The following is a 24,660-nucleotide window of genomic DNA, read 5'->3' on the forward strand; positions in this document are numbered from 1 at the left end:
AAAAAAAACCAGAAGAAACTTATATCTCTTCTAGTTTTTTGTATAAATGATAAAACCCATATTTTGTAGAGCGCTCTCTAATTTGTTGACGACTTCCACTTAAATTAAGAGGGAAGACTTCAGTCGGTTCATCCTTAATCGCCAATCCAACAAATACTGTTCCTGGTTCTTTATACTCTGAAGCATCAGGTCCTGCCACCCCAGTAAAACTAATTCCGATATCTGCCTTTAACAGTTCCTTTACATTTTCAGCAAGATAACGAGCACATTGTTTACTAACCGCGCCGTCAGTACGTAACACTTCTTCAGGTACATGTAAAATTTGTTGCTTTACTTCATTTTGATAACAAACGACACCGCCTTTAAACACAGACGAAACACCCGCATTTTCTGTTACTTGATTTCCAAAGAGACCGCCTGTTAAACTTTCTGCACATGCTAAAGTTAACCCTTTTTCCTTCAATAACTCTATTGCCTTGTAATGAAGAAAATCTTGGTCATATCCATAGAAAAATTCTCCTACTCTTTCTAAAATCAAATTTTCCACATGTTGAATTAGTTTCTCCGCCTCATTCGCATCATGATGTTTTGCAGTTAAACGTAATGTCACTTCTCCATCATTTGCGAGTGGTGCAATGGTCGGGTTCGTTTGTCCATCAATTAAATCTTGAACTTTTACCTCTAATTGAGATTCCCCAATACCGAAAAAGCGAAGAACGCGAGAATAAATATTTTCCCCTGTTGTAAAGTTACGTAAAAAAGGCTCTACGTAACTTACATACATCGGCTTCATTTCTTTTGGTGGCCCTGGTAATAAAATATAAACTTTTCCGTTTTTATTTAACCCCATGCCAGGCGCCATACCGTGATCATTCGCAAACACAGTCGATCCACTTAGAACGAGCGCCTGCTTTTTATTATTTTCCGTAAATTCACGGCCTGTACGCTTAAAATAATCGCTTATAGATGTTAATGCTGTTTCATCATACACAAGCTCTTCACCTAAGCTAGACGCTATTGTTTCTTTCGTCAAATCGTCTTTTGTCGGCCCTAATCCGCCCGTAAAAATAAGCATATCAGCGCGCTCTTCAGCCAATTCAATTGCCTTTTGTAATCGCTTGTTATTATCACCCACAACAGTATGATAGTACACATTTATTCCAATTGAAGCTAACTTTTCAGATAAAAACTGGGCATTTGTATTTGCAATTTGTCCAAGTAACAATTCAGTTCCAACCGCAATAATCTCAGCATTCATCCCAATTCCCCCATAAAACTTCTATTTTGAGTTTACAAAAGCAGCCCTATTTTTCCAGAAATAATCCCATCCTGAAATAACAGTAAAGATTAATGCAATCCATATGAAAATATCAGCAACTGGGATATGGATTAAATTTAAAGGTACATCGTGTAATAAATACGCTGCAATCGCAATAATTTGTGTCCATGTCTTAATTTTCCCTAACTGATTTGCTGCCACTACTTCCCCTGTCCCAGCAAGTACAAGGCGTAAACCTGTTACTGCAAACTCACGGCTTATAATTACAATAACGATCCAAGCAGGTACATATTGCATTTCTACCAATGTGATAAGTGCTGCCGAAACAAGTAATTTATCCGCTAACGGGTCAAGGAATTTCCCTAAATTCGTTACAAGATTATACTTTCTTGCATAATGTCCATCAATCCAATCTGTAGCCGAAGCAATAATAAAGATAAGTGCCCCTACTAAATGTTGAATTGGTAACTCTACATCACCAATTATTAATGAGCCCCACTCAAAGGGCGCTAACATAATTACCATAAAAATTGGAATTAAGAAGATTCTAGATATTGTAATTTTATTTGGTAAATTCACAGCTATTCCTCCATCATATCAAAAACATTTGTTCATTGAAAAAAGTCATCGAAGCGATGACTGTTATTGTGCAGGTTGCCCTATCCCTTGGTTTTTTATCACCAATCTTTGGTGATATTCTTTTTCTGGATCCAATGGGAAAGCAACCACTTGGCCATTCAGTTTAATTTCAACATTCGGTGCACTTCCGATATTAAGTCGCACTTCTTTTACTGTTGATAAATCACGTTTTTCTGTTTGACCACCTTGTACTGTAGTGTTTAGAATTTCGTTACCCGCATCATCTTTAACATCTACATAACTCGCACCTTTACCCGATATTTCCAGTTCTAATGTTTTATTATTATGAATTTCCAAAGTAGATACCTTACCAGTTGTTCCAACTACTTTTATCTCTTGCTGTCCAGTTGGTTGTGCTGGTTGTTCCTCTTTCTTTGGCTCTTCTTTCTTTGGCTCTTCTTTTTTTGGTTCTTCCGCTTTCTCTTCATCTTTCTTCGTATCTAGCGGAGAATTTTTTGCTTTTTGAACTTCAATTTTCTCACTTTGAGCATTTGGAACGTGCCTATCATCTTTTCCAGTTAACGCTTGAATAACAAACCAGACTACCACTCCAAATGCAATTACTAATAACGCAATCAAAATTTTTGGCATATGATCTGCAATTGGCCATGATGAAGATTTTTGCATTGTTTCTTGTGTTTTCTGTCCAGTTGATACTTGTGGAACATCGTGTTTTTCAGATTGTGGTATCGTACTCTGATATTCTACAAGCAGTTCCTCTCCATTTAACCCAACCGCATCTGCGTGTTGTTTAATGAATGCACGCGCATAAAAAGCCCCTGGCAATACATCATAATTGCCTTCTTCAATCGCTACTAAATGGCGTTTTTGAATTTTTGTAATTTCATGCAGCTGATCAATAGACAAGCCTTTCGCTTCTCTTGCTTCTGTCAGCTTTTGTCCTAATTCCGTCACTACTAACACCTCAATATTTCTTTAAAAGTCAAACATAGAGAAATTATTTTGCGTACCTTGCTCAATTTCATCTACTAAATTATATTGAATTTCTTCATCATAATCGTTACGCAATTCGATAATATAATCAAAATCATCCAATGTGTATTCCGACTGACTCACAAATACATCTGGATGTTCCACAACTTTCGTTGCAGGCAACCTCATGATTTCACGAACAAGCTGCCAATGTCTTTCATTTGCACGCTTTGTTGATACAATTCCATCTAGTATGAAAATATTATCGTCGCTATACTCATCTTCAATCAATTGGCTACGAACAGTTTGCTTAATAAGAGTCGATGATACGAATAGCCATCTCTTATTTGCACAAACACTTGCGGCAACAATGGATTCTGTTTTTCCGACACGAGGCATTCCTCGTATCCCAATTAGCTTATGACCTTCTTTTTTCATTATCTCCGCCATAAAGTCTACAAGTAAGCCTAATTCATCACGTACAAATCGAAATGTCTTCTTATCATCTGCATCTCGTTGTATGTACCTACCATGTCTAACTGCTAGCTTATCTCTAAGCTTTGGCGGACGATATTTCGTTACCGTTATATTATCCATCGTATTTAGAATTGATTCAAGTCTAGAGATTTGCTCTTGATTATCACACATAAGTAGAAGTCCACGTCGTGCATTATCTACACCATTAATTGTGACAATATTGATGCCAAGCATACCGATTAACGAAGAAACGTCACCAAGTAAGCCAGGTCGGTTTTTATGTATTTCATATTCAAAATACCATTCAATCATCCAAGATCACTCCCCCACGCTTACTTTACACCTACGTACTATATTATATGATTTCACCTTAATAGGGAAGCTAAATGTATAATCTATCCCTCTTAATTATTATACAAAAAAAGTAGAGAGGAGTTTCTCCTCTCTACTTTTACTTATGTTGTACAAACTTCACCATTAAATTTGCGATCGTATGTTGCTCTTGTTCATCAGCAACTTTCCAAAGCTCAGACAATAATTTTTCTTGATCGTTGCGCGCTTCTACTTCATTTGCTAAATAATCACCAACACGAAATGCCATATCTGATACGGCACCACCATCAAGCCCTTTTCCTCCCGCTTGTTCTAAACGTTCTCCTAAAAAGCTCTTCCACTGATCAAAATTATCTAACACTGACATGTTTAAGCACCTCACTACTTAGTAATAGAATCATGCTTAATTTGTACATTTTTTTATTTTTTATGTAAGAAATTTTTAACAATGCCAACCGCCATTCACTCCAATAATTTGTCCAGTTATGTAAGATGCTCCTGGTGATACGAGGAATGATACCGTTTTTGCTACCTCTTCTGGTAATCCCAATCTACCTAATGGAATCTCTTCAGCAATTTCATTCTTATCCTCTTCTGAAAATACACTTAACATTTCCGTTTCAATTGCTCCTGGTGATACTGCATTAACACGTAATCCACTTAATGAAACTTCTTTTGCTAAAGCTTTTACATAAGAATTTTGCGCACCTTTTACCATTGAGTAAAGCACTTCACATGATGCGCCGATTTGTCCCCATATAGACGAAATAAGTACAATGTTACCGCTTTTTCGCTGAATCATTGGCGGAAGTGCCATTGATAGTAGTTTATAGATGCTCTTCACTTGAAGTTCCACCATATAATCCAATTCATCGTTTGTTACATCTGTTACTAGCCCAAAGATACTCTTCCCAGCTGCGTATACGATAACATCAATGGGATGTTTAATTTGTCCCCACAACTGCTCTGCTCCATCACTAGAAGCTAAATTTGCTTGAACAGGAATCACTTCAGCCCATTCCTTCTGTAACTCATTTACCTTCTCTTCACTGTTATTGTAATGAACATATACTGTATATCCATCCTGAATTAATTGTTTTGAAATAGCAGAGCCGATTCCTCCGCTCCCTCCAGTTACTAATGCATATTTTTTCATAATTTCCCTCTCTTATCTCTACAAGCTCATTTTTCATACAACTAAATAATACCCTCATCTTATAATTTATCAATGATAAGATGAGGGTATTATTATGAAACCTTTTATTTTTTCGGTAAAACTTGACAAACACTCATTTTTTCTTCTGATAATAATAATTTTGCTACTTCTTGTAAATCTTGAACAGTTAGACCTTCTAATACAGTCAATGCATCAAACAAGCTAGATTCATTAAACGCATATCGTGTAAATTGATTTGCAATATATTCCGGTGAATTCAACGATCGTAAAAAACCACCAATTTTCTTTTTCTTTACTCGTTCTAATGCTGCCTCATCTAATTGATCATAATTTGTGTTTAATAAAATACCTTTCAAACGCTCTTCCAATTCATCAGGTTGCTTCGTATCACCGCCAACCATTGCAAAACCGAAGTTATTCTCTTCCGTATAGTCATATGAGAACGAATCATCAATAAGCGCTTCATTATATAAAGCTTCGTAATGAACAGAACTTTTTCCAAATAAATAATCTAAAAGTAACGTAAGCGCAATTTCTTGTTTTAAAAGGGCTTTCCCTTTTTCTTGTAAATTCGTTGCTTTAATACCGACTAAACATTTTGGAGTTTGAACAGGCATTAAAATAATCTTTTTCTTTTCATTTACTTCTTCTGGTTCCTCTTCAAAAGAACGAACGATTTCCGGTTGGTTTTCGTAATCTTTTTTCTCTTGATTTTCACGAACTAAATCCATTGTTTTTTCAGGATCAATCGCTCCAACAACAAACAATAACATATTGCTTGGATGGTAAAAAGTCTCATAACACTCATACAATAGGTCTTTTGTAATTTTACTAATAGACTCAATCGTCCCTGCAATATCAATTTTAATTGGATGTTTCACAAACAAGCTATCGATTAATCCAAAATATAAACGCCAATCTGGATTATCTTGGTACATTTGAATTTCTTGGCCGATAATACCTTTTTCTTTTTCAACCGTTTTTTCCGAGAAATACGGTTCTTGAACAAAATTTAACAACGTATTTAAATTTCGCTCTACATTTGATGTACAAGAAAAAAGGTAAGCAGTTCTCGTAAAGGACGTAAAAGCATTTGCTGAAGCACCTTGTTTACTAAACAATTGAAATGCGTCATGGTCCTCCTTTTCGAACAATTTATGCTCAAGAAAATGAGCAATCCCATCTGGCACACGAGTCATTTCTTCTTTTCCAAGTGGGACAAACGTATTATCAACAGAACCGTACTTCGTCGTAAATGTCGCAAATGTTTTATTAAATCCTTGTTTCGGTAAAATGTATACATCTAAACCATTCGGAAGTTTTTCATAATATAGTGTCTCTTTTAATTGCTCATACACAATTTTCTCCATCTATTCTCCCTCCGTTCCATGTAAAAAGTAAATTGTATCTAGTTCAATATTTTTAGCAACTTTCACAATCTCTTCTTTCGTCACACTTTCTATACCCGTAAGCCATTCTTCAACTGGACGTGTACGATCTGAAATAACGCCATGATATAGCATTTCCACAAATCCACGCGGTGTATCAATTGCCTCTAATACTTGATTTTGAATGACACTTTTTGTTTGATGCATCTCTTCTTCAGAAAAATCACCATTTTGCATCGCTAGCATTTGTTCTTTTATAATTTCAACTGCTTTTTCATAATTTTTCGCTTCGATTCCTGACATAACAAACAACAAGCCTTTATGACTTTCAAAGCGTGATGCTGCATAGTACGCTAAACTATTTTTTTCACGCACATTTACGAATAGCTTCGAATGAGAAAAGCCTCCAAATAACCCATTGAACAATTGCAGTGCGAAATAATCTTCATCTTTATATGTGACAAACGTACGATAACCGATGTGTAATTTGCTTTGTTTTAATTCTTGTTTTTCAACAACTTCTTTTTCTTCATTATTTCGCTTATGAAGGAGTACATTTCTTTCTCTCACAGGACGCGCTGAAATAGAAAAATACTTACTTACAAGGTCAACTGCACTTTCTGAAATATCACCAATAATATATAGATCCATTTCATCTTCTGCTAACACTTTTTGATAATATTGATATAGACTTTCATTTGTAATAGAAGCAACACTCTCTTTTTTTCCATTTGCACTTAATCGATACGGTTCTACTTTGCACATTTCTTCGATTAAACGCTCGTTTGCATAGCGCATTTTATCATCATAAGTAGCTTCAATTCGCTGCAAGAGCGCTCTTTTTTCACTTTCTACGATAGAAGGTAGGAAACTATTCCCCTCTGTTGCTGGATGTAAAACAATATCTGATAACATAGAAAGCGCTTTTTCAAATAACGGTGGTGCATCATGTAAATATACTTCATTTGCGATATCTACATAAATAGAGATGATATGGTCTTCCCCTTTTTTACTTACATCTACCGCTAAAGAAGATCCATATAATTCTTCTAAATATTGACGAAGACGAATTACAGAAGGCAGTTTTTCTGTCGCACTTTGCAATACGTATGGCAATAGGGCACGCTCTGTCACCGTCTCCTCATTTAAAGGTGCTTTAAAACGAAATACAAAGGTATTTGTTTTATATTTATCAGTCGGAATAATATGTACTCGCAAGCCACCTAATTCATGTAGTTGCTGTTCCATTAGTTTCATTAATAGCCCTCCTTTACGTATGTAGGAATATTCCTCTTCAATATACAGTTTTTAGAAATAAAAAATCAACTTTTCTTCCTTATTATGCTTACATTTGAGTCTTTCTAAAAACTTTAATATGTAAGGAACATAGTAAATTTCCGTATTAAATATATTCTATGTAAAAAAGCCCGCACTAATGTGCGAGCTTTTCTTATACTTTCTAAATACTCATCGTTTTCCTTTTTCATAAGGCGTTCCTAATGCTTTCGGAGCTTCAGATCGGCCCACAAAACCAACAAGTGCTAATATTGTAAATACATACGGTAATATCGTTAAGAATACACTTGGAATTTCTTTTAATACAGGAATTGTACCACCTGTTATCCCAAGTGATTGAGCAAATCCAAAGAATAGAGCTGCTCCAAGGGCGCCTAGTGGATTCCACTTACCGAAAATCATAGCTGCTAATGCTAAGAAACCTTGTCCAGTAATTGTAGCACCTGAGAAGTTACCAGAAATCGACATTGCGAAGACCGCACCACCCACTCCTGCAAACATTCCAGATATACAAACTGCAATATAGCGCATTTTATATACATTAATCCCCATCGTATCTGCTGCCATTGGATGTTCACCAACTGCACGAAGACGAAGACCGAACGGCGTTTTATAAATAATGTACCAGACAACAAAAGCTAAAATAATAGCAATATATGATGTTAACGGTACATTTGAGAAAAAGATTTTCCCGATTACCGGAATATCTGAAAGTCCTGGAACATCAATTTTTTCAATACGGTATTGAATAAAATCAGTTTGTCCTTTACCAAAGATTTTCTTAATCGCAAATACAGTTAAACCGAGAGCCAAAAAGTTAATCGCTACTCCACTTACTACTTGATCCGCACGGAATGTAATAGATGCTACTGCGTGAAGAAGTGCAAATAACCCACTACCAATTGCTGCAAATAATAGTGCAATCCAAGGAGTCATCGCTCCCCACGTATCACCCATTAATAACGTTGTAACGATACCAGTAAATGCACCAAATAACATTAAACCTTCTAACGCTATATTTACAACTCCAGAACGTTCACTGAACACCCCACCTAACGCCGTAAAAATAAGTGGCGCTGCCGTATATAACGTACCAGTCACAAGAATGGCTAAAATATCAATAAAGCTCATTTATTTCCCCTCCTTGCTCATGCGTGTAAGTGCCCAGCGTAAAACATAACTGCAAGCAACAAAGAAAATAATGCATGCGATAATAACATTAATTAACTCAGAAGGTACATCTGCTTCAAAATTCATTTGCGGGGCTGCACTTTTCAAACCACCGAACAGTAAAGCCGATAATAATATACCAAACGGATTATTTCCTCCAAGAAGAGCTACCGCAATCCCATCGAATCCAATACCAGTAAACGACGTCATTGCTGTCATACTTTGGAATGTTCCTAGACCTTCCATTGCCCCACCAATTCCAGCAAAAGCACCAGCAATTGTCATTGATAATACAACATTACGAGAGACTTTCATCCCTGCATATTGCGATGCATTTTGGTTAAAACCAACCGATTTCAACTCATATCCTAACGTAGTTCTATCTAACAAGAACCACATTACAATAGCAATTATAATAGCTACAACAATTCCCCAGTGCAAACGAGATCCATCTGTCAATGAAGATAGCCAATCAGAAGCTAATGAAGCACTCGCCTGTACATCATAAGATTTCTCGTTACCTTCATGTATAAAACGTTTAATAAGGTCATACGTAACATAAAGCGCAATGTAGTTCATCATAATTGTTACAATTACTTCATTTACTTTAAGCTTTCCTTTTAAATATCCAGGTATAAAACCCCATAAACCACCAGCAATCGCGGCTACTAAAATAGATAATGGAATATGCAAAAATGCCGGTAGCGATACTGCATAACCAAACCAAACAGCGGCAAGCCACCCAACTAATAATTGTCCTTCTACCCCAATGTTAAAAAGACCGGTACGAAATGCAAATGCCACGGAAAGTCCTGCTAACACAAGCGGAATCATCGTACGTAACGTTTCACCAATCGCTTGCGGATTCCCAACCATTCCTTCCCAAAGCGCTGCATACCCAACAATTGGATCATATCCACTAACTAACATTACAATGGCACCAACAAGTAAACCAAAAATAACGGATAATACGGGAACTAAAATATTAATTGTTCGCTCCGTTAAAAATTTTTTAGCCATTTGTATTCACCTTCTCTTTCTCCGTTCCGCCAGCCATCAACAAACCAAGCTGTTGTTCATTTGTTTCTTTTGCATCGACAATCGCTACAATTTTCCCTTCATATATAACAGCAACTCGATCGCTAACATTTAAAATTTCATCCAGTTCTAACGATAGAAGTAATACCGCTTTCCCATTATCTCTCTGCTCGATTAACTTCTTATGAATAAATTCAATCGCACCTACATCTAAACCACGTGTTGGTTGCGCTGCAATTAATAAATCTGGATTACGATCTACTTCACGTGCAATGATAGCCTTCTGCTGATTTCCACCTGATAGAGCACGCGCTAATGTTTGTTCGCTAGGCGTACGTACATCAAACTGTTCAATAAGCGCCTTTGCTTTCTCTGTGATTTTACTAAAGTTTAAAATCCCCTTCTTTGAAAATGGATTTTTATAGTACGTTTGCAAAACTATATTGTCTTTAACAGAAAAATCAAGCACTAGCCCGTGTTTATGACGGTCTTCTGGAATATGACCAATTCCTTCCTCTGTAATTCTTCGAACAGGCCAATTCGTTATTTCTTTTCCTTTAATTGCAATAGAACCTGACTCAACTTTTCGTAAACCAGTAATCGCCTCTATTAATTCACTTTGTCCATTTCCATCAATCCCTGCAATCCCAACAATTTCTCCTGCACGAACAGTTAAGTCAAGGCCTTTTACAGCAGGTAATTGGCGTGCATCATGAACGACAAGATTCGCAACAGACAGAACCTCTTCTTTCGGTTTGGCCACTATTTTTTCTGTTTTAAAATTCACTTGACGTCCGACCATTAATTCTGCAAGTTTATGTTCATCCATTTTCGCAACGTCAACTGTACCAATCCCTTTACCTTTACGAATAATTGTACAACGATCGCAAACTTCCATAATTTCTTTCAACTTATGTGTAATAAGAACGATAGATTTCCCTTCTTGTACAAGTTTTTTCATAATTTGAATCAATTCATTAATTTCTTGAGGGGTTAACACCGCAGTAGGTTCATCAAATATTAAAATCTCCGCACCACGATAAAGTGTCTTTAATATTTCAACCCTTTGCTGCATCCCAACCGAAATATCTTCAATCTTTGCATATGGATCAACAGCTAAACCGTACTGTTCAGATAATTGTTTAATTTCTTTTGCAGCCTCTTCAACAGCGATTTTCCCTTTTCTCTTCGGCTCATTTCCTAGAATAATATTCTCTGTAACTGTAAAATTATGAACAAGCATAAAATGCTGATGGACCATCCCAATTCCAAGGTCATTTGCTATGTTCGGATTTGTAATTTTTACAGGTTTCCCTTTAATTTTAATCTCTCCCTGTTCTGGTTGATACAAACCGAACAGTACATTCATTAGCGTTGATTTCCCTGCACCATTTTCTCCAAGTAAAGCATGTATTTCTCCCTGTTTTACTTGCAGCGTAATATCATCATTCGCCACAATGCCTGGGAATACTTTTGTAATATTGTTCATCTCAATTACGTATTCCATTTTGTTCCTCCTTCTAGCAGGGAACACTCCCCAATTACACTCTATTAAAAGTAATTTTATATATACAAAGGTTAGTTCTAAGAACTAACCTTTGCTATTTCTCTATCATTATTTCTTTAGAGAAGCTTCGTATGCTTTATATTCCTCATCTGTCGCAGGTACTTTAATTTCACCAGCAGTAATTTTCTTCTCAAATTCTTCTACTTTTGTTAAAATTTCTGGGTTTACTTTTTTCACATTGTCAGTTGTTTTCGCAATACCGACACCTTCATCTTTTAAGCCAAACTCTTCTACTTTACCTCCTTTTAACTTACCATCTTTCGCTTCTTGTGCCACTTTTGCAACTGCAATATCAACACGTTTTACCATCGAAGTTAAAGTTACATTTTCAGGCATACCTTCTTGGTTTTGGTCACGGTCAACACCGATTACCCAAACGTCTTCACCTTTTTTCTTGCGGTTTTTCGCTTCTGTGAATACACCGTTACCAGTTGCACCTGAAGCGTGATAAATTACGTCAACACCTTGACCGTACATTGCTGAAGCTAATACAGATCCTTTTTCTGGCTTATCAAACGCATCAGCATATTGCGATACAATTTCGATATTTGGATTTACTGCTTTTGCACCAGCTTTAAAACCTGATTCGAATTTTGTAATTAATGGACTCTTCACACCACCAACAAAACCTACTTTATTTGATTTTGTTGTCATTGCTGCTACAGCCCCAACTAAGAATGAACCTTCATGGTCTTTAAATGTAATACTTGTTACGTTTGGCTTATCCACAACTGTATCTACAATCGCAAACTGTTCTTTCGGATACTGTTCAGCTACTTTTGTAATTGATTTTTCCATTAAGTAACCAATACCAAATGTTGTGTTATAATTATCTTTCGCAAATTTCGTTAAATTCGGGATATAGTCTGCATCTTTACTTGATTGAAGATAACGGTATCCTTCATTTTTCTTTAAATTGTTGTCTTTACCAAATTTCGTTAAACCTTCCCAAGCTGATTGGTTGAATGATTTGTCATCAACGCCCCCAACATCTGTAACCATACCAACCTTAAACTCTTTATCCCCTTTTTTGTCACTATCCGCTTTATCCGAGTTACCACATGCACCTAACACTGTACTTGCTGCTAATGTTAACGATAATAAAAGACCTGTTTTTTTCTTCATACTAGAAACCCCTCCTGAAATGTTTTGTCTAATGATTCATACGCTGCTGTCCCTTACTTCTTGCTGTCACCTCCCTAAAAAGGAACTTCCCTACATACGTTTTCTTAATACGTGGAAGCTAAATTTATCAGCTCTAAAGTAATTAATAGAATATAAGATTGGCTCATCATTTTGATCATAGTGCATTTGTTTTAAAACTAGCAGTGCCGTTTCAGGTTCACATTCTAAAATCGGTGAAATTTTCGGATGATAACCTATCGGCTCAATGTGAGCAACTGCGTATGTGATTCGCTTGTGCGTATTATTATGTATTACTGTAAGCAGCGATTCCTCATTGTATCCCGATAAATCTGGTAATATCTCTTTTGCCAGTTTATCAATGCAATATACAACTGGTTCCCCATCCGCTGTACGAACACGCTCGATCATTACTGCACTAAAGCCATCTTCACAATTAAACTTCTCTTTTTCTTCTTCTGTTAAAGTTGTTGTAGATGATGATAAAAAGATTGTTCCTGGTGTTTTCCCCACACTAGAAATCATATCTGTAATACTAGAAAGTTGCTCTATTCCAGAAGAAAATAACGGCTTCGCATTTACAAACGTCCCTACACCATGTCTACGAATGACAACATTTTCTTCTTCTAAAATACGCAGTGCTTCCCTTAAAGTTGCCCTACTTACACCAAGCTCTTTCGCTAGATCAAACTCTGAAGGTAACTTTTGCTTTTCTTTATAAGCCCCATCTTTAATTTTTCCTTTGATGTGATCAATCACCCGTAAATATAGGTGACGACTATCGGATTTTACTGACATAAGACTCCCCCGCATTTCAATTATTCGACCTCTGATGTAAGACTTCTTTTCTCTTTTTTCAACTTATAACACAGCATAATTACTAAATACTAAAAATAAGTGTAATTATCGAACAAATATTAATAATTTTTCAAGATGAAATTTTCACTCTTTATTCCATAAAAAAAACTTTGCACCATAAACATTCCTCATATCGAGAAAAAGTTCGGCACAAAGATACTTTACATCCTTTGTTACACACTTTTCCCCCATAGTCTAGCAATTCATGGTTGCCAGGTAGAAACTTATGGACCTTATCTCCAAGATTATATGAGGCAGTGATTCTTTTCGAAGTAATCTTACCACTTGCTCCCATATGTGTCAACAGAATTCAACATTTTTCTACATTAAATATCGAACGTTTCGAAAACCAAAACAATAAGCATTCGTATTCTAAAGAGCACCCGGTTATGTAAGCCCTTTCTTTTATATTGACTATAGTATATAACAAAAATAGCATATAAAAAAGCCTAATCGTAAAAACAATTAGGCTTTTTTTCAAGAACTTTTTTCTTGCACATCTTTAATGAGTACTTCCCTCGGTTTACTACCTTCATAAGGACCTACTACACCATTCATTTCCATAGCATCGATTAAACGAGCCGCTCGCGTATATCCTACTCTAAATCTACGTTGTAACATAGACACAGATGCTGTTTGCATTTCTACTACAAGTTGAATCGCTTCATCGTATAATTCATCTTCTACTTCCTGCTTTGTTTCAGGAACATCTTGCGGAATCATATCCTCTTGATATTGCGCTTTTTGTTGCGCAACAACATATTCTACGACTCTCTCAACTTCATCATCTGATAAAAATGCTCCTTGTACACGAACAGGTTTCGATGCACCAATTGGTATGAACAACATATCTCCACGCCCCAGCAGCTTCTCTGCACCACCACCGTCAAGAATCGTTCGAGAGTCTGTTTGGGAAGATACAGCAAATGCAATACGCGATGGAATATTCGCTTTAATAACACCTGTAATTACATCAACTGACGGACGCTGAGTCGCAATAATTAAATGAATACCAGCAGCACGTGCCATTTGAGCTAAACGCATAATCGCATCTTCTACATCAGAAGAAGCAACCATCATTAAATCAGCTAACTCGTCCACAATTACTACAATATATGGTAATTCAGGTTGTTTCGCTTCCGATTGGCTATTATGCTCTTTAATATGATCGTTATACCCTTCAATGTTACGCGTACCGCTATGCGCGAATAATTCATAACGACGCTCCATTTCACTCACAACTTTCTTCAAAGCCTGTGACGCTTTTTTCGGATCAGTTACAACTGGCGTTAATAAATGCGGAACACCGTTATATACATTTAACTCTACCATTTTCGGATCAATCATCATTAATTTTACTTCATGCGGTTTCGCACGCATTAAAATACTTACAATAATTCCATTAATACATACACTCTTTCCGCTACCAGTCGCACCAGCTACTAATAAATGGGGCATTTTATTTAAACGTGCCAATACAGCCTCTCCTGTAATATCACGTCCAAGACCGATTAATAACTTCTCTTCTGGATGGTTATTCGCCTTTGAATCAAGAACTTCTCTAAGCGTTACCATAGAAACTTCTGAATTCGGAACCTCAATCCCAACAGCTGATTTCCCGGGAATAGGTGCTTCAATACGAATGTCTTTCGCTGCTAAAGCAAGCGCTAAATCATCACTTAAACTAACAATTTTGCTTACTTTTACTCCCATATCAGGATACACTTCATACTTCGTAACTGCGGGACCTCTATGTACTTTTGTTACTTTCGCTTTCACACCAAAACTTTGGAATGTACGTTCCAATTTACGAGCATTTTCATAAATTTCCGCATTTTCATTTGTAACTTGCTTATTTTTTGGAAACTTTAATATATCAAGCGAAGGAAGCTTATAATCTTTATTTTCCACATTAGAAAATTGCATAGGAGGCGCTTTCGTTTCACCTTCTAGAGATTCAACGATTTTTTCTCCTCGTTTCTTTTGAGGGTGCTCTTCTGGTGTAGCCGGAACTGTCTCTTCAATAAACGGAGGAGTGATTAAATCATTTTCATTTTCTTCTATCCGCTTTTCCGTCTCTTCACTTACTGGATAATTCTCAGTAAAATTTGAAATAATTGGCGGTCCGATTTCTATCTCTTCTACTGGCTCAATAGCCTCTTCTTGTTCGGCAACTCGTTCACGCCTCTTACTTCTTGTTGTTTTTGTCTTTTCAGTTTGCTCAGCGACCCTTTTAGATCTCCAATCTTTATAATCCCCTTGCATTACTTCGAATTGACTTCTAAGAATTCGCCCTACAGGAGCAAGTACTTCTCCAATATGCTTATTTGTTATACACAGTATTCCGAGTATAACTAAAATAATTCCAATGATATATGCTCCTACTTCGTCAAATAAGAAATAACACGTTGCGAACATAAGCGCACCGAACATACCACCACCTAAATGAACACTATCTGGGCCCTTTTTCATTTCAAGGAAGAAGTAATCTTTTGTACTAACAATTACAGAAGTATTTTGCACAGCTCCATCTTTCGTAAGAAGATTAAATAATGTAATATGACTAAACATTAATATTGCTAATACAATTAAATAAACACCTATTAGCCGTTTATTTAAAAGGTTTGGCCATCCACGCTTTATAACAAACGCAACAGATAAAGCTATTACACCTAACACACCAATTATGTACCACTCACCAAAGAAGAAGCGAAAAAATAACACAAACGATTTCCCTACTACACCTAGCTGTAAAATCGTAATAATTGAAAGTGCAAAAAGAGTCAACCCGACGATTTCATAATACAAAGTTGGCTTTATCGTACGCCTTGCTTTTGCCTTCGTCCCTCTTTGCTTTTGTTTTGCCATTTCTTCACCTCGTGTTCTAAAAATTAAGTACAACTTCCTAAAAAAGCTCTACTTATATGTCTTTCTCTCTATTTTTCTGGTCTTTATATCTTCTATTTTTACACTTCTTGTAAAATGTTAAATAAACAGAAGAAAGCAGCCTACTCATGGCTGCTCAACCGTCTTGTTTTTTATATTATACCATAGCTTCTAAACAAAATCCTTCTTTTTGCTAAAAGGTAATTTTCTGTCCAGGCTCAAACTCTAGGTAGTGAGACGGATTCGTACTTAACACACGTACAATCGAGTAACATTGATTATCCTCCTCAGAAACCATTAATTCCACGCCATTTACATTCACAACTTTTTGACTTTCGCATTGTGAATAATCGGCCGGATATACAAGTTGCTCTGGCATAATTGTATATAAAATCATTGTAGCATTGTCCCTTCTGTCTGATTGTCCCCACGCGTATCAATTAATTCGTTTAACTTCCGCAGCGCGCTACCAATACCACCGACATCATCTATAAGACCATACTTCACTGCATCTCCACCTATTACATTCGTCCCAATATCTCGCGTCAAATTCCCTTTTGCAAACATAAGCTCTTTAAAACGATCTTCCGTTACTTTCGAATGCTTTGTCACAAATCGAATGACTCTTTCTTGCATTTTATCCAAATACTCAAATGTTTGCGGCACACCTATAACAAGACCTGTTAAACGAATCGGATGAATTGTCATCGTCGCTGTTTCGGCAATAAATGAATAATCAGTTGAGACCGCAATCGGTACACCAATTGAATGCCCTCCTCCTAAAACAAGAGAGACAGTTGGTTTTGAAATCGAAGCCACCATTTCAGAAATTGCTAACCCAGCTTCAACGTCACCTCCAACTGTATTTAATATTAAAAGTAAGCCTTCAATTTTCGGATTTTGTTCGATCGCGACAATTTGCGGAATGATGTGCTCATATTTTGTTGTTTTATTTTGTGGCGGCAACTGAATATGACCTTCCACCTGCCCAACAATTGTTAAACAATGAATACGCGATTCATTCATTTGCGGTACATTCGTCTGTCCAAGTTGTTGAATTTTCTCCACTATAGAAGCTTCTTTCGGAATTTCTTTCGGCTCAGCTTCTTTTTCTTCATTTGTATAACGATCACGTTCTGTCATATCGTATCCCCTTTCACTCGTATATAACTATTATTTCTTAAGTTATAAATTTCATTCGATAGGGTCAAAAAAGAAAAAGATCACCCGTAAAGGTGATCTTTTTTATACTTCCATAATAATCGGTAAAATCATTGGCTTTCTCTTCGTTTCTTCGTACAAGAACTGCCCTAATAATTCACGAATATTTTGTTTTAACATAGACCATTCAATTGAATATTCTTTAATAGATTGTTCAACAATCATACGTACAATATCTGTAGAACGTTCGATCAATGCTTCTGATTCACGTACATATACGAAACCGCGTGAAATAATTTCTGGACCAGAGATGATTTTCTTTTCATCTTTACCAAGTGTCACAACAACAACTAAAATTCCATCTTGAGATAACATCTTTCTATCTCGAAGAACAATATTACCAACGTCGCCAACACCTAATCCATCAATTAAAACATTGCCAGCTTGCACTTTACCAACTAAGTTTGCTTCTTCATCGCCAAAAGCAATTACATCGCCTTTTTCTACAATAAAGATATTTTCTCTCGCAATACCTACATCTTCCGCTAAATATGCATGTGCTTTTTGCATACGGAACTCACCATGTACGGGTACAAAATATTTCGGCTTCATTAAATTCAACATCAGTTTTAATTCTTCTTGGCTACCATGACCTGAAACGTGAACTTTTCTTTCACCGTAATAAATAACTTCAGCTCCAGCTCTAAATAACAAATCAATAATTTTCGATACAGATATTTCATTCCCTGGAATAGGAGAAGCTGCAATAATAACCGTATCACCTTTACGAATTGAAATTTGTTTATGAGCTTGCTTCGCCATTCTAGAAAGGGCTGCCATTGGCTCACCTTGACTACCTGTTGTTAAAATAGCTACCTTTTTCTCTGGGAAATTGTCCACTTCTTGTAATGAAATAATCATACCTTCTGGAACCTCTAAATAACCAAGACGTCTTGCAATGTCTACCACTTTTACCATACTGCGTCCTACTACCGCTACTTTTCGTCCTGTTTCACCAGCTGCATCAAATACTTGTTGGATACGATGTACATTCGATGCAAATGAAGCAACAATAATACGACCTTCTGCACTATAGAACACTTTTGAAATCTCTATACCAACTTCTTTTTCTGAACCTGTATAACCAGGACGTTCAGCGTTTGTACTATCAGATAGTAAGCAAAGCACGCCTTCGTTTCCGATTTGCGCCATTTTCCCAAGATCTGCTCCATTATTTCCAATTGGAGTTTGATCAAATTTAAAGTCTCCTGTATACACTACAGCACCTTTTGATGTATGGAAACAAACACCAACAGAATCCGGAATACTATGTGTCGTTCCAAAGAATGACACAGTTGTTGAATTAAACTCTATAGTTGAATTCGAGTCAATTGTTTTTAAGTCTACACGGCCTAACATCCCCGCTTCGCCAAGCTTTTCTTGTATAAGCCCTACCGTTAATTTCGTCGCGTATACTGGAATAGATAATTTGCGAAGTACATAAACAATTCCACCAATATGATCCTCATGACCGTGAGTAATGAATAATCCTTTTACTCGCTCTTGATTTTCTACTAAATATGTAATGTCAGGAATAACAATATCAATTCCAAACATTTCATCTCCCGGGAACATCAATCCTGCATCTACAATAAAGATTTCAGAATCAATTTCAACACAGTACATGTTTTTTCCGATTTCACCTACTCCACCAAGAGCAAATACTTTAACAGACTCATTCTCTTTTCTCTTCATGTTGTTGCCTGGTTTAAAAATCTTGCAAACACTGATTTCACCAAAATTGCAGAGACACCAGGGGAAACTCTGCAACCACCATATATTCACCGTCCAAGACGAATGTCCTTACCGTTATGCGATATCATGTTCTTGTTTATTTTTTAAACCAGGTTTCACCTCTCTTTCATTATATAAATCAAATATCTTATTCGATATGATATGAAAATTTCATTAAATCATAATTTTTTCCAATTTTGCTAAGCATACCCGTACTAAGCTACTTAGCCATATTATACCTGATACAAGAAATAGAACACAAGTTAAATTATGCGAAAGACAAGAGAAGACACTAAAATGAGGTTATAAATTACGAGGGCGAAATTCATATCATCTTTATTATTTTTCCTACTCCATAAGAGTCTAATGGAAAAATATTCATGCGATTTCTTTGCATGAATATTAAACTCTATGCACTAAAATGTTTCATAATATATTAACTCTGCAATCAGTTTATAACAAATTAAATGTTATTTCTGCTTCCCCTACAACCTATTAACTCTAGGTGAATTTACTTCACATAATTTAAAAAATAAAAATGACCTAGTTTCACACTAGGTCATTTTTATTAACGAGGAATAGATTGCATTACAGATTGTAACGTTACTCTTTCTTCTTCTGTTAATGGAAGAAGTGGTAAACGTACCGAACCTACATCTAATCCAACCATTTGCATTGCTGTTTTTACTGGTGTTGGGCTTGGCGCCATAAATAGTGCATCTGTTACTCTTACTAGTAATTGATGTAATTTCTGCGCTTTTTTGAACTCTCCAGCTTGGAATGCAGCAATCATTTCTTGCATTTCATTGCCGATAACATGAGATGCTACAGAAACAATACCTTTTGCTCCAATTGCCATAGCTGGTAACGTTAAACCATCATCACCGCTGTATACTGCAAAGTCGTCCGCTGTTTTTTCAATGATTTCTGTCATTGTTAGCACATCGCCGCCTGCATCTTTAATCGCAACAATGTTTTCTATTTCTGATAAACGAACAACTGTATCAACGGAGATTTGTACAATAGATCGTCCTGGAACGTTATATAGCATAACCGGAAGCGGAGTGCTTTCAGCAATTGTTTTAAAGTGCTGATACATCCCTTCTTGGCTCGGTTTGTTATAATACGGTGCCACTAGCATTACTGCATCAACACCAACTTCAGTCGCCTTTTTTGTTAGCTCAACAGAAGCATGCGTATTATTGCTACCTGTTCCAGCGATTACGGGCACCCTTTTATCGACAACAGATACGACATGGCGATATAACGCTACTTTTTCTTCTGAAGTTAATGTAGGAGATTCACCTGTCGTTCCTCCTACCACGATTGCTGTTGTACCGTTATCAATTAAATAATTTACCAATTTCGTTGTCTTTGCAAAATCGATATTCCCGTTTATATCAAACGGTGTTACCATCGCGGTTGCAATTGTCCCAAAATCTATCATGGTCTCACTCCTTATTGTTCCAGTTGCTTTTCTTTTGAAAGCTCAAACGCACTATGTAATGCATTTACAGCCTCCACTAAATCGGTTTCTTTTACAAGAACCCAAATTGTCGTATGACTATCTGCTGATTGCAGAATTTGAATACCTTTTTCCGCTAAAGCTGTAACGATTTTCGCAGTAACCCCTGGGTATCCTGCCATTCCAGCTCCTACAATAGATACTTTTGCACAATGCTCTGTCACAATTGGCTCATATCCAAGATTATTTAATAATTCAACTGCACGACTTGATACATTATCACTCACCGTATAAGCTACTCCAGTAGGTGAAATGTTAATTAAATCGACACTTATTCCTTCATTCGCCATTTCTTTAAACACATGCTGTTGCAAATCATATGCCGTTTCTTTTGCAAGCACTTTGATTTGCGTCACATTTGATACGTGAGCGATACCTGTAACAGGCCGTTCTTCTACATCACGGCCTTTTGTAGCACCGTCAGATGCTGAAATAAGCGTACCTTCACTATCAGAATACGTAGAACGTACACGAAGCGGCACTTTTGCATGCATCGCAATTTCAACTGCACGTGGATGAACGACTTTTGCACCTTGATATGCCATGTTACAAATTTCATTGTACGTTACAGTTTGAAGATGGCGTGCATCTTTCACAATACGAGGATCCGCAGTCATAACACCTTCTACATCTGTGAAGATATCGATATATTCAGCATGAAGCGCAACACCTAACGCTGAAGCTGAAGTATCGCTACCTCCGCGTCCAAGTGTTGTCGTATCACCTTTTTTCGTTTGTCCTTGGAATCCTGTAACGACGATTACATCTACATTTTTTAACTCTTCATGTACGCGATCACAATTCATTTCAATAATCTTAGCATTCGTAAAATCATCATTTGTTACAAAACCAGCTTGTGCACCATTTAACGCTGCTGCTTTTATACCGTTCTCATTTAACATATTAGAGAAGACGATTGCTGAGATTAATTCTCCGCATGATAATAATAAATCTTGCTCACGATTAGAAATGTTAGATTCCTCTTTATTTACAAGACTTAACAAAGTATCAGTTGCATATGGTTCACCTTTACGGCCCATAGCAGATACGACAGTAACTACTTTATAACCCGCATCTAACGATTTTTTTATATGATGAAGCGCATGCTTACGTCCATTTTCATCACGTACTGATGTGCCACCAAATTTTTGAACAATTATTTTCATATTTTGCACCTTCTCTTAGCCGTTTACACTAATTGTAATTTTACTAAGCGCTCTGCAATTTGAACCGAATTCCATGCAGCGCCTTTTAATAAGTTATCAGATACGACCCAAAGGTGGAATCCTTTATCGTTATTTAAATCTTTACGGATTCTTCCAACGAATACTTCGTTTTTACCTACTGCAGTAGCTGGCATTGGGTATAATTGTTCTGCTGGATTATCTTGCAGTACAATCCCTTCTGCATTTGCAAGTAAGTTCTTTAATTCTTCTACTGTAACGCCTTCTTTTTCCACTTCAATGTACACAGATTCCGAATGACCTGATACAACTGGTAAACGTACACATGTCGCAGCTACTTCTAGTTCTGGCATATGCATAATTTTTTTCGTTTCATTAATCATTTTCATTTCTTCAAATGTAAATCCATTATCTTGGAATTTATCAATCTGTGGAATAGCATTAAAAGCGATTTGGAAATGCTTCTCATCACCTGATACAGGTAAAACATTCGCTTTAACTTCTTCTCCATTTAAGATTGCTTGTGATTGTTCATGAAGTTCTTCAATAGCTGCTGCACCAGCACCTGATACAGCTTGGTATGTGGAAACGATTACTCGTTTTAAACCATATTGCTGACGAACTGGCTCAAGAGCTACTACCATTTGAATTGTAGAACAATTTGGATTTGCAATGATACCATTATGCTCTTTTAAGTCATTTTCATTTACTTCAGGTACAACAAGTGGCACGTTTTCTGTCATACGGAATGCGCTTGTATTATCAACAACAATTGCACCGCGCTTTGCTGCTTCTGGCGCTAATTGTTTCGATACAGATCCACCTGCACTAAATAGTGCAATATCTACTCCTTCAAAACTTTCAGGAGTTGCCTCTTGAACTGTAAATTCTTCGCCTTTAAATACAAGTTTCTTACCTGCAGATCGTTTAGATGAAAGTAACGTTAACTTCCCAATTGGAAATTCTCGTTTCTCTAAAGTATTTAACATTTGTTCACCAACTGCGCCGGTTGCTCCAACTACAGCGACATGAAAAGTTTTTTGCTTTTCCATCACTATGCCCCTTTCTAGATACCAATCCTTCTATAACTTAGAATTAGAAGGAGCTAAAAATGCCCCTCCCAATCTTAATAACGTTAATTTTATCATATTCTACAGTAAGAATGATGGTTTCATCAAAAATTGTCCGTTTTTTTTCGTTTTTTAATTCATATATCTGAATTTTTCTACAACAACAGGTTGCAATTGTTTCCCTTGCAGTGCTTCTAATACTGTATCTTCAAGTAACTCCATACGAGCTACCATTGAGTTCGGTTTTTTCTCTGGTGCATCTTGGCCGAATGGGACGAAGTAGATGTTTTTTGTAGCCATTAGGCGCATGAGGTTCACCCCATTAAGCCCTAAAGCATCATTCGTCGAAACAGCTAACACAACAGGCTTTCCATTTCTTAGCGTCGCTTTTGCTGCCATTAGTACTGGAGAGTCTGTCATTGCATTTGCAAATTTACTCATAGAATTTCCTGTTAGTGGTGCAATCACCATGCAGTCTAGTGGAATTTTAGGTCCTAGTGGTTCTGCGCCAACAATTGAATTAATTGCCTTAAAACCTGTTATTTCTTCAATCTTTTTAATCCACTCTTCTCCTTCTCCAAATCTAGTATTTGTTGATTGAACAGTGTAAGAAACAACGGGACGTACTTCTGCTCCCTCAGCAATTAATTTTTCTAAATGAGGCATCACTTCCTCATACGTACAATGTGAACCTGTAAAACCAAATCCTATTCTTTTCCCTTTTAAATTCATTCCCCATTCTCCTTTCTTGCTATTGCACCTTCTGCTAGTAACTGAGAAAGAACGTTCGCTAAAATTTGTCCGGCTGTTTTCGGAGCAACAATACCCGGCAAACCAGGTGCTAACAACGCCTTGACTCCTCTTTTTTCCGCATATCTAAAGTCGGTACCGCCTGGTTTAGAAGCTAAATCAATTACTAACGTATGAGCTGGCATTTTTGAAATAACATTCGCTGTCACAACGAGATGCGGAATTGTGTTAATCACAATATCGATATTACCTACTTCTTTTTCTATGTCTTGCATATGAAAAGGAGAAAACATCATTTCTGTAATACGAGCAATATGTTCCGATCGTCTCGCTCCTACTTTGACATGTGCTCCTAATGATTGAAAGGCTCTTGCTACACTCATACCAGTTCTACCAAACCCTAAAACCATTACATTCGATCCATGAATTGTATAATCAGTATGTTGAATAACCATCATTAGTGTACCTTCTACAGTCGGAATAGAGTTATAAATTGCAACATCATCACGATCAAATAATTTTACAAGTTTTCGATTCGTAGTAGATACAAGATTCTCCAAATAAGGTGTTCCGATACCTGAATATATAGTAAAGTGTTCTGGTGTCTTTTCAATTTGCTCTTGCGTTATAGAAACTTTTTCATTTGAAAAAATAGTATCTACTTCTCCTTTGGCATTCGTCCCTGCAACTGGCAAAATAATGGCATCTAAAGCAGCGAAATTTAAATCCTGTATACTTTCTTTTGCTGCCCCAGTGAAGCCATGATCTAGCTGTTCAAACCCTATTAATGAAAGTTTCGCATCTAGTTCAACTAACTTGCGAATTACTTCTAGCTGCCGTGCATCTCCTCCTATGACAGCGATATGCATCTCAGTCAACATTCCCTAATTCACCTTCTTTTTCTTTCATTTATAAGAAAAATGCCTACTTTTTCTTTTTCCTCCACATCATATGTAATGTACGAGTTTGAGGTGATTGAAAAACAAAAAGCA

Annotated in this window: 22 protein-coding genes and 1 riboswitch; all 22 genes read right to left on the reverse strand. The window is 36.7% G+C overall.

The genetic code is table 11. The features are described from left to right. Window positions 1-19: 19 nt before the first annotated feature. Window positions 20-1,258 (reverse strand): competence/damage-inducible protein A, encoded by a 1,239-nt coding sequence (locus ACP6L7_RS15425; RefSeq protein ID WP_097830990.1) that lies wholly within the window; start codon window positions 1,256-1,258, stop codon window positions 20-22. A 21-nt stretch (window positions 1,259-1,279) separates the two neighbouring features. Continuing rightward, the gene (pgsA, locus tag ACP6L7_RS15430; protein WP_097830989.1) at window positions 1,280-1,858 is read right to left on the reverse strand and encodes a CDP-diacylglycerol--glycerol-3-phosphate 3-phosphatidyltransferase; all 579 of its coding nucleotides are present in this window, start codon (window positions 1,856-1,858) and stop codon (window positions 1,280-1,282) included. Between the two features lie 63 nt (window positions 1,859-1,921). Then, the gene (locus ACP6L7_RS15435; protein WP_097830988.1) at window positions 1,922-2,833 is read right to left on the reverse strand and encodes a helix-turn-helix domain-containing protein; all 912 of its coding nucleotides are present in this window, start codon (window positions 2,831-2,833) and stop codon (window positions 1,922-1,924) included. 21 nt (window positions 2,834-2,854) lie between these two features. Beyond that, window positions 2,855-3,640 (reverse strand): DUF3388 domain-containing protein, encoded by a 786-nt coding sequence (locus ACP6L7_RS15440; protein ID WP_000574107.1) that lies wholly within the window; start codon window positions 3,638-3,640, stop codon window positions 2,855-2,857. A gap of 139 nt (window positions 3,641-3,779) precedes the next feature. After that, window positions 3,780-4,028: a DUF3243 domain-containing protein gene (locus tag ACP6L7_RS15445; protein WP_000114449.1), complete on the reverse strand. Its 249-nt coding sequence runs from the start codon at window positions 4,026-4,028 to the stop codon at window positions 3,780-3,782. A gap of 75 nt (window positions 4,029-4,103) precedes the next feature. Beyond that, complete coding sequence (gene ymfI, locus ACP6L7_RS15450; protein ID WP_097830987.1) at window positions 4,104-4,817, reverse strand: elongation factor P 5-aminopentanone reductase; 714 nt, start codon at window positions 4,815-4,817, stop codon at window positions 4,104-4,106. A 104-nt stretch (window positions 4,818-4,921) separates the two neighbouring features. Next, entirely contained in the window at window positions 4,922-6,208 is a 1,287-nt protein-coding gene (yfmH, locus tag ACP6L7_RS15455; protein WP_097830986.1) for an EF-P 5-aminopentanol modification-associated protein YfmH, read from the reverse strand. Further along, window positions 6,209-7,483 carry an EF-P 5-aminopentanol modification-associated protein YfmF gene (gene yfmF, locus ACP6L7_RS15460; protein ID WP_097830985.1) on the reverse strand — a complete coding sequence of 425 codons (1,275 nt, stop codon included), beginning with the start codon at window positions 7,481-7,483 and terminating at the stop codon, window positions 6,209-6,211. A 210-nt stretch (window positions 7,484-7,693) separates the two neighbouring features. Beyond that, complete coding sequence (locus tag ACP6L7_RS15465) at window positions 7,694-8,653, reverse strand: ABC transporter permease (protein ID WP_000008059.1); 960 nt, start codon at window positions 8,651-8,653, stop codon at window positions 7,694-7,696. After that, on the reverse strand, window positions 8,654-9,712 hold the full coding sequence (locus ACP6L7_RS15470) for an ABC transporter permease (protein ID WP_001074493.1): 1,059 nt from the start codon (window positions 9,710-9,712) through the stop codon (window positions 8,654-8,656). Next, window positions 9,705-11,237: an ABC transporter ATP-binding protein gene (locus ACP6L7_RS15475; RefSeq protein WP_097830984.1), complete on the reverse strand. Its 1,533-nt coding sequence runs from the start codon at window positions 11,235-11,237 to the stop codon at window positions 9,705-9,707. The genes ACP6L7_RS15470 and ACP6L7_RS15475 overlap by 8 nt, the downstream gene beginning before the upstream one ends. A gap of 108 nt (window positions 11,238-11,345) precedes the next feature. Continuing rightward, the gene (locus ACP6L7_RS15480; protein WP_097830983.1) at window positions 11,346-12,422 is read right to left on the reverse strand and encodes a BMP family lipoprotein; all 1,077 of its coding nucleotides are present in this window, start codon (window positions 12,420-12,422) and stop codon (window positions 11,346-11,348) included. A gap of 90 nt (window positions 12,423-12,512) precedes the next feature. Then, window positions 12,513-13,238 carry a GntR family transcriptional regulator gene (locus ACP6L7_RS15485; RefSeq protein WP_002121705.1) on the reverse strand — a complete coding sequence of 242 codons (726 nt, stop codon included), beginning with the start codon at window positions 13,236-13,238 and terminating at the stop codon, window positions 12,513-12,515. Window positions 13,239-13,469: 231 nt separating this feature from the next. Next, window positions 13,470-13,571, reverse strand: a riboswitch (purine riboswitch). A gap of 204 nt (window positions 13,572-13,775) precedes the next feature. Continuing rightward, on the reverse strand, window positions 13,776-16,166 hold the full coding sequence (locus ACP6L7_RS15490) for a DNA translocase FtsK (RefSeq protein WP_097830982.1): 2,391 nt from the start codon (window positions 16,164-16,166) through the stop codon (window positions 13,776-13,778). A gap of 211 nt (window positions 16,167-16,377) precedes the next feature. Beyond that, a complete protein-coding gene (locus ACP6L7_RS15495) occupies window positions 16,378-16,581 on the reverse strand; it encodes a YlzJ-like family protein (protein WP_000605032.1) in 204 nt (67 codons plus the stop codon). Further along, window positions 16,578-17,327 carry a translocation-enhancing protein TepA gene (gene tepA / locus ACP6L7_RS15500; protein WP_097830981.1) on the reverse strand — a complete coding sequence of 250 codons (750 nt, stop codon included), beginning with the start codon at window positions 17,325-17,327 and terminating at the stop codon, window positions 16,578-16,580. Before tepA ends, ACP6L7_RS15495 begins: the two co-directional genes overlap by 4 nt. 102 nt (window positions 17,328-17,429) lie before the next feature. After that, window positions 17,430-19,100 carry a ribonuclease J gene (locus tag ACP6L7_RS15505; protein ID WP_097830980.1) on the reverse strand — a complete coding sequence of 557 codons (1,671 nt, stop codon included), beginning with the start codon at window positions 19,098-19,100 and terminating at the stop codon, window positions 17,430-17,432. Between the two features lie 607 nt (window positions 19,101-19,707). Continuing rightward, window positions 19,708-20,586, reverse strand: coding sequence for a 4-hydroxy-tetrahydrodipicolinate synthase (dapA, locus tag ACP6L7_RS15510; protein WP_097830979.1), 879 nt, complete (start codon window positions 20,584-20,586; stop codon window positions 19,708-19,710). 11 nt (window positions 20,587-20,597) lie between these two features. Continuing rightward, window positions 20,598-21,830 (reverse strand): aspartate kinase, encoded by a 1,233-nt coding sequence (dapG, locus tag ACP6L7_RS15515; RefSeq protein WP_097830978.1) that lies wholly within the window; start codon window positions 21,828-21,830, stop codon window positions 20,598-20,600. A 23-nt stretch (window positions 21,831-21,853) separates the two neighbouring features. Next, complete coding sequence (gene asd / locus ACP6L7_RS15520; protein ID WP_097830977.1) at window positions 21,854-22,900, reverse strand: aspartate-semialdehyde dehydrogenase; 1,047 nt, start codon at window positions 22,898-22,900, stop codon at window positions 21,854-21,856. Between the two features lie 150 nt (window positions 22,901-23,050). Next, window positions 23,051-23,650, reverse strand: coding sequence for a dipicolinate synthase subunit B (gene dpaB, locus ACP6L7_RS15525; RefSeq protein ID WP_001049482.1), 600 nt, complete (start codon window positions 23,648-23,650; stop codon window positions 23,051-23,053). Continuing rightward, window positions 23,647-24,549 carry a dipicolinic acid synthetase subunit A gene (gene dpaA / locus ACP6L7_RS15530; protein WP_016130177.1) on the reverse strand — a complete coding sequence of 301 codons (903 nt, stop codon included), beginning with the start codon at window positions 24,547-24,549 and terminating at the stop codon, window positions 23,647-23,649. The genes dpaB and dpaA overlap by 4 nt, the downstream gene beginning before the upstream one ends. Window positions 24,550-24,660: the final 111 nt, after the last annotated feature.

The organism is Bacillus silvicola (assembly GCF_050524305.1).
GTDB lineage: Bacteria > Bacillota > Bacilli > Bacillales > Bacillaceae_G > Bacillus_A > Bacillus_A cereus_AT.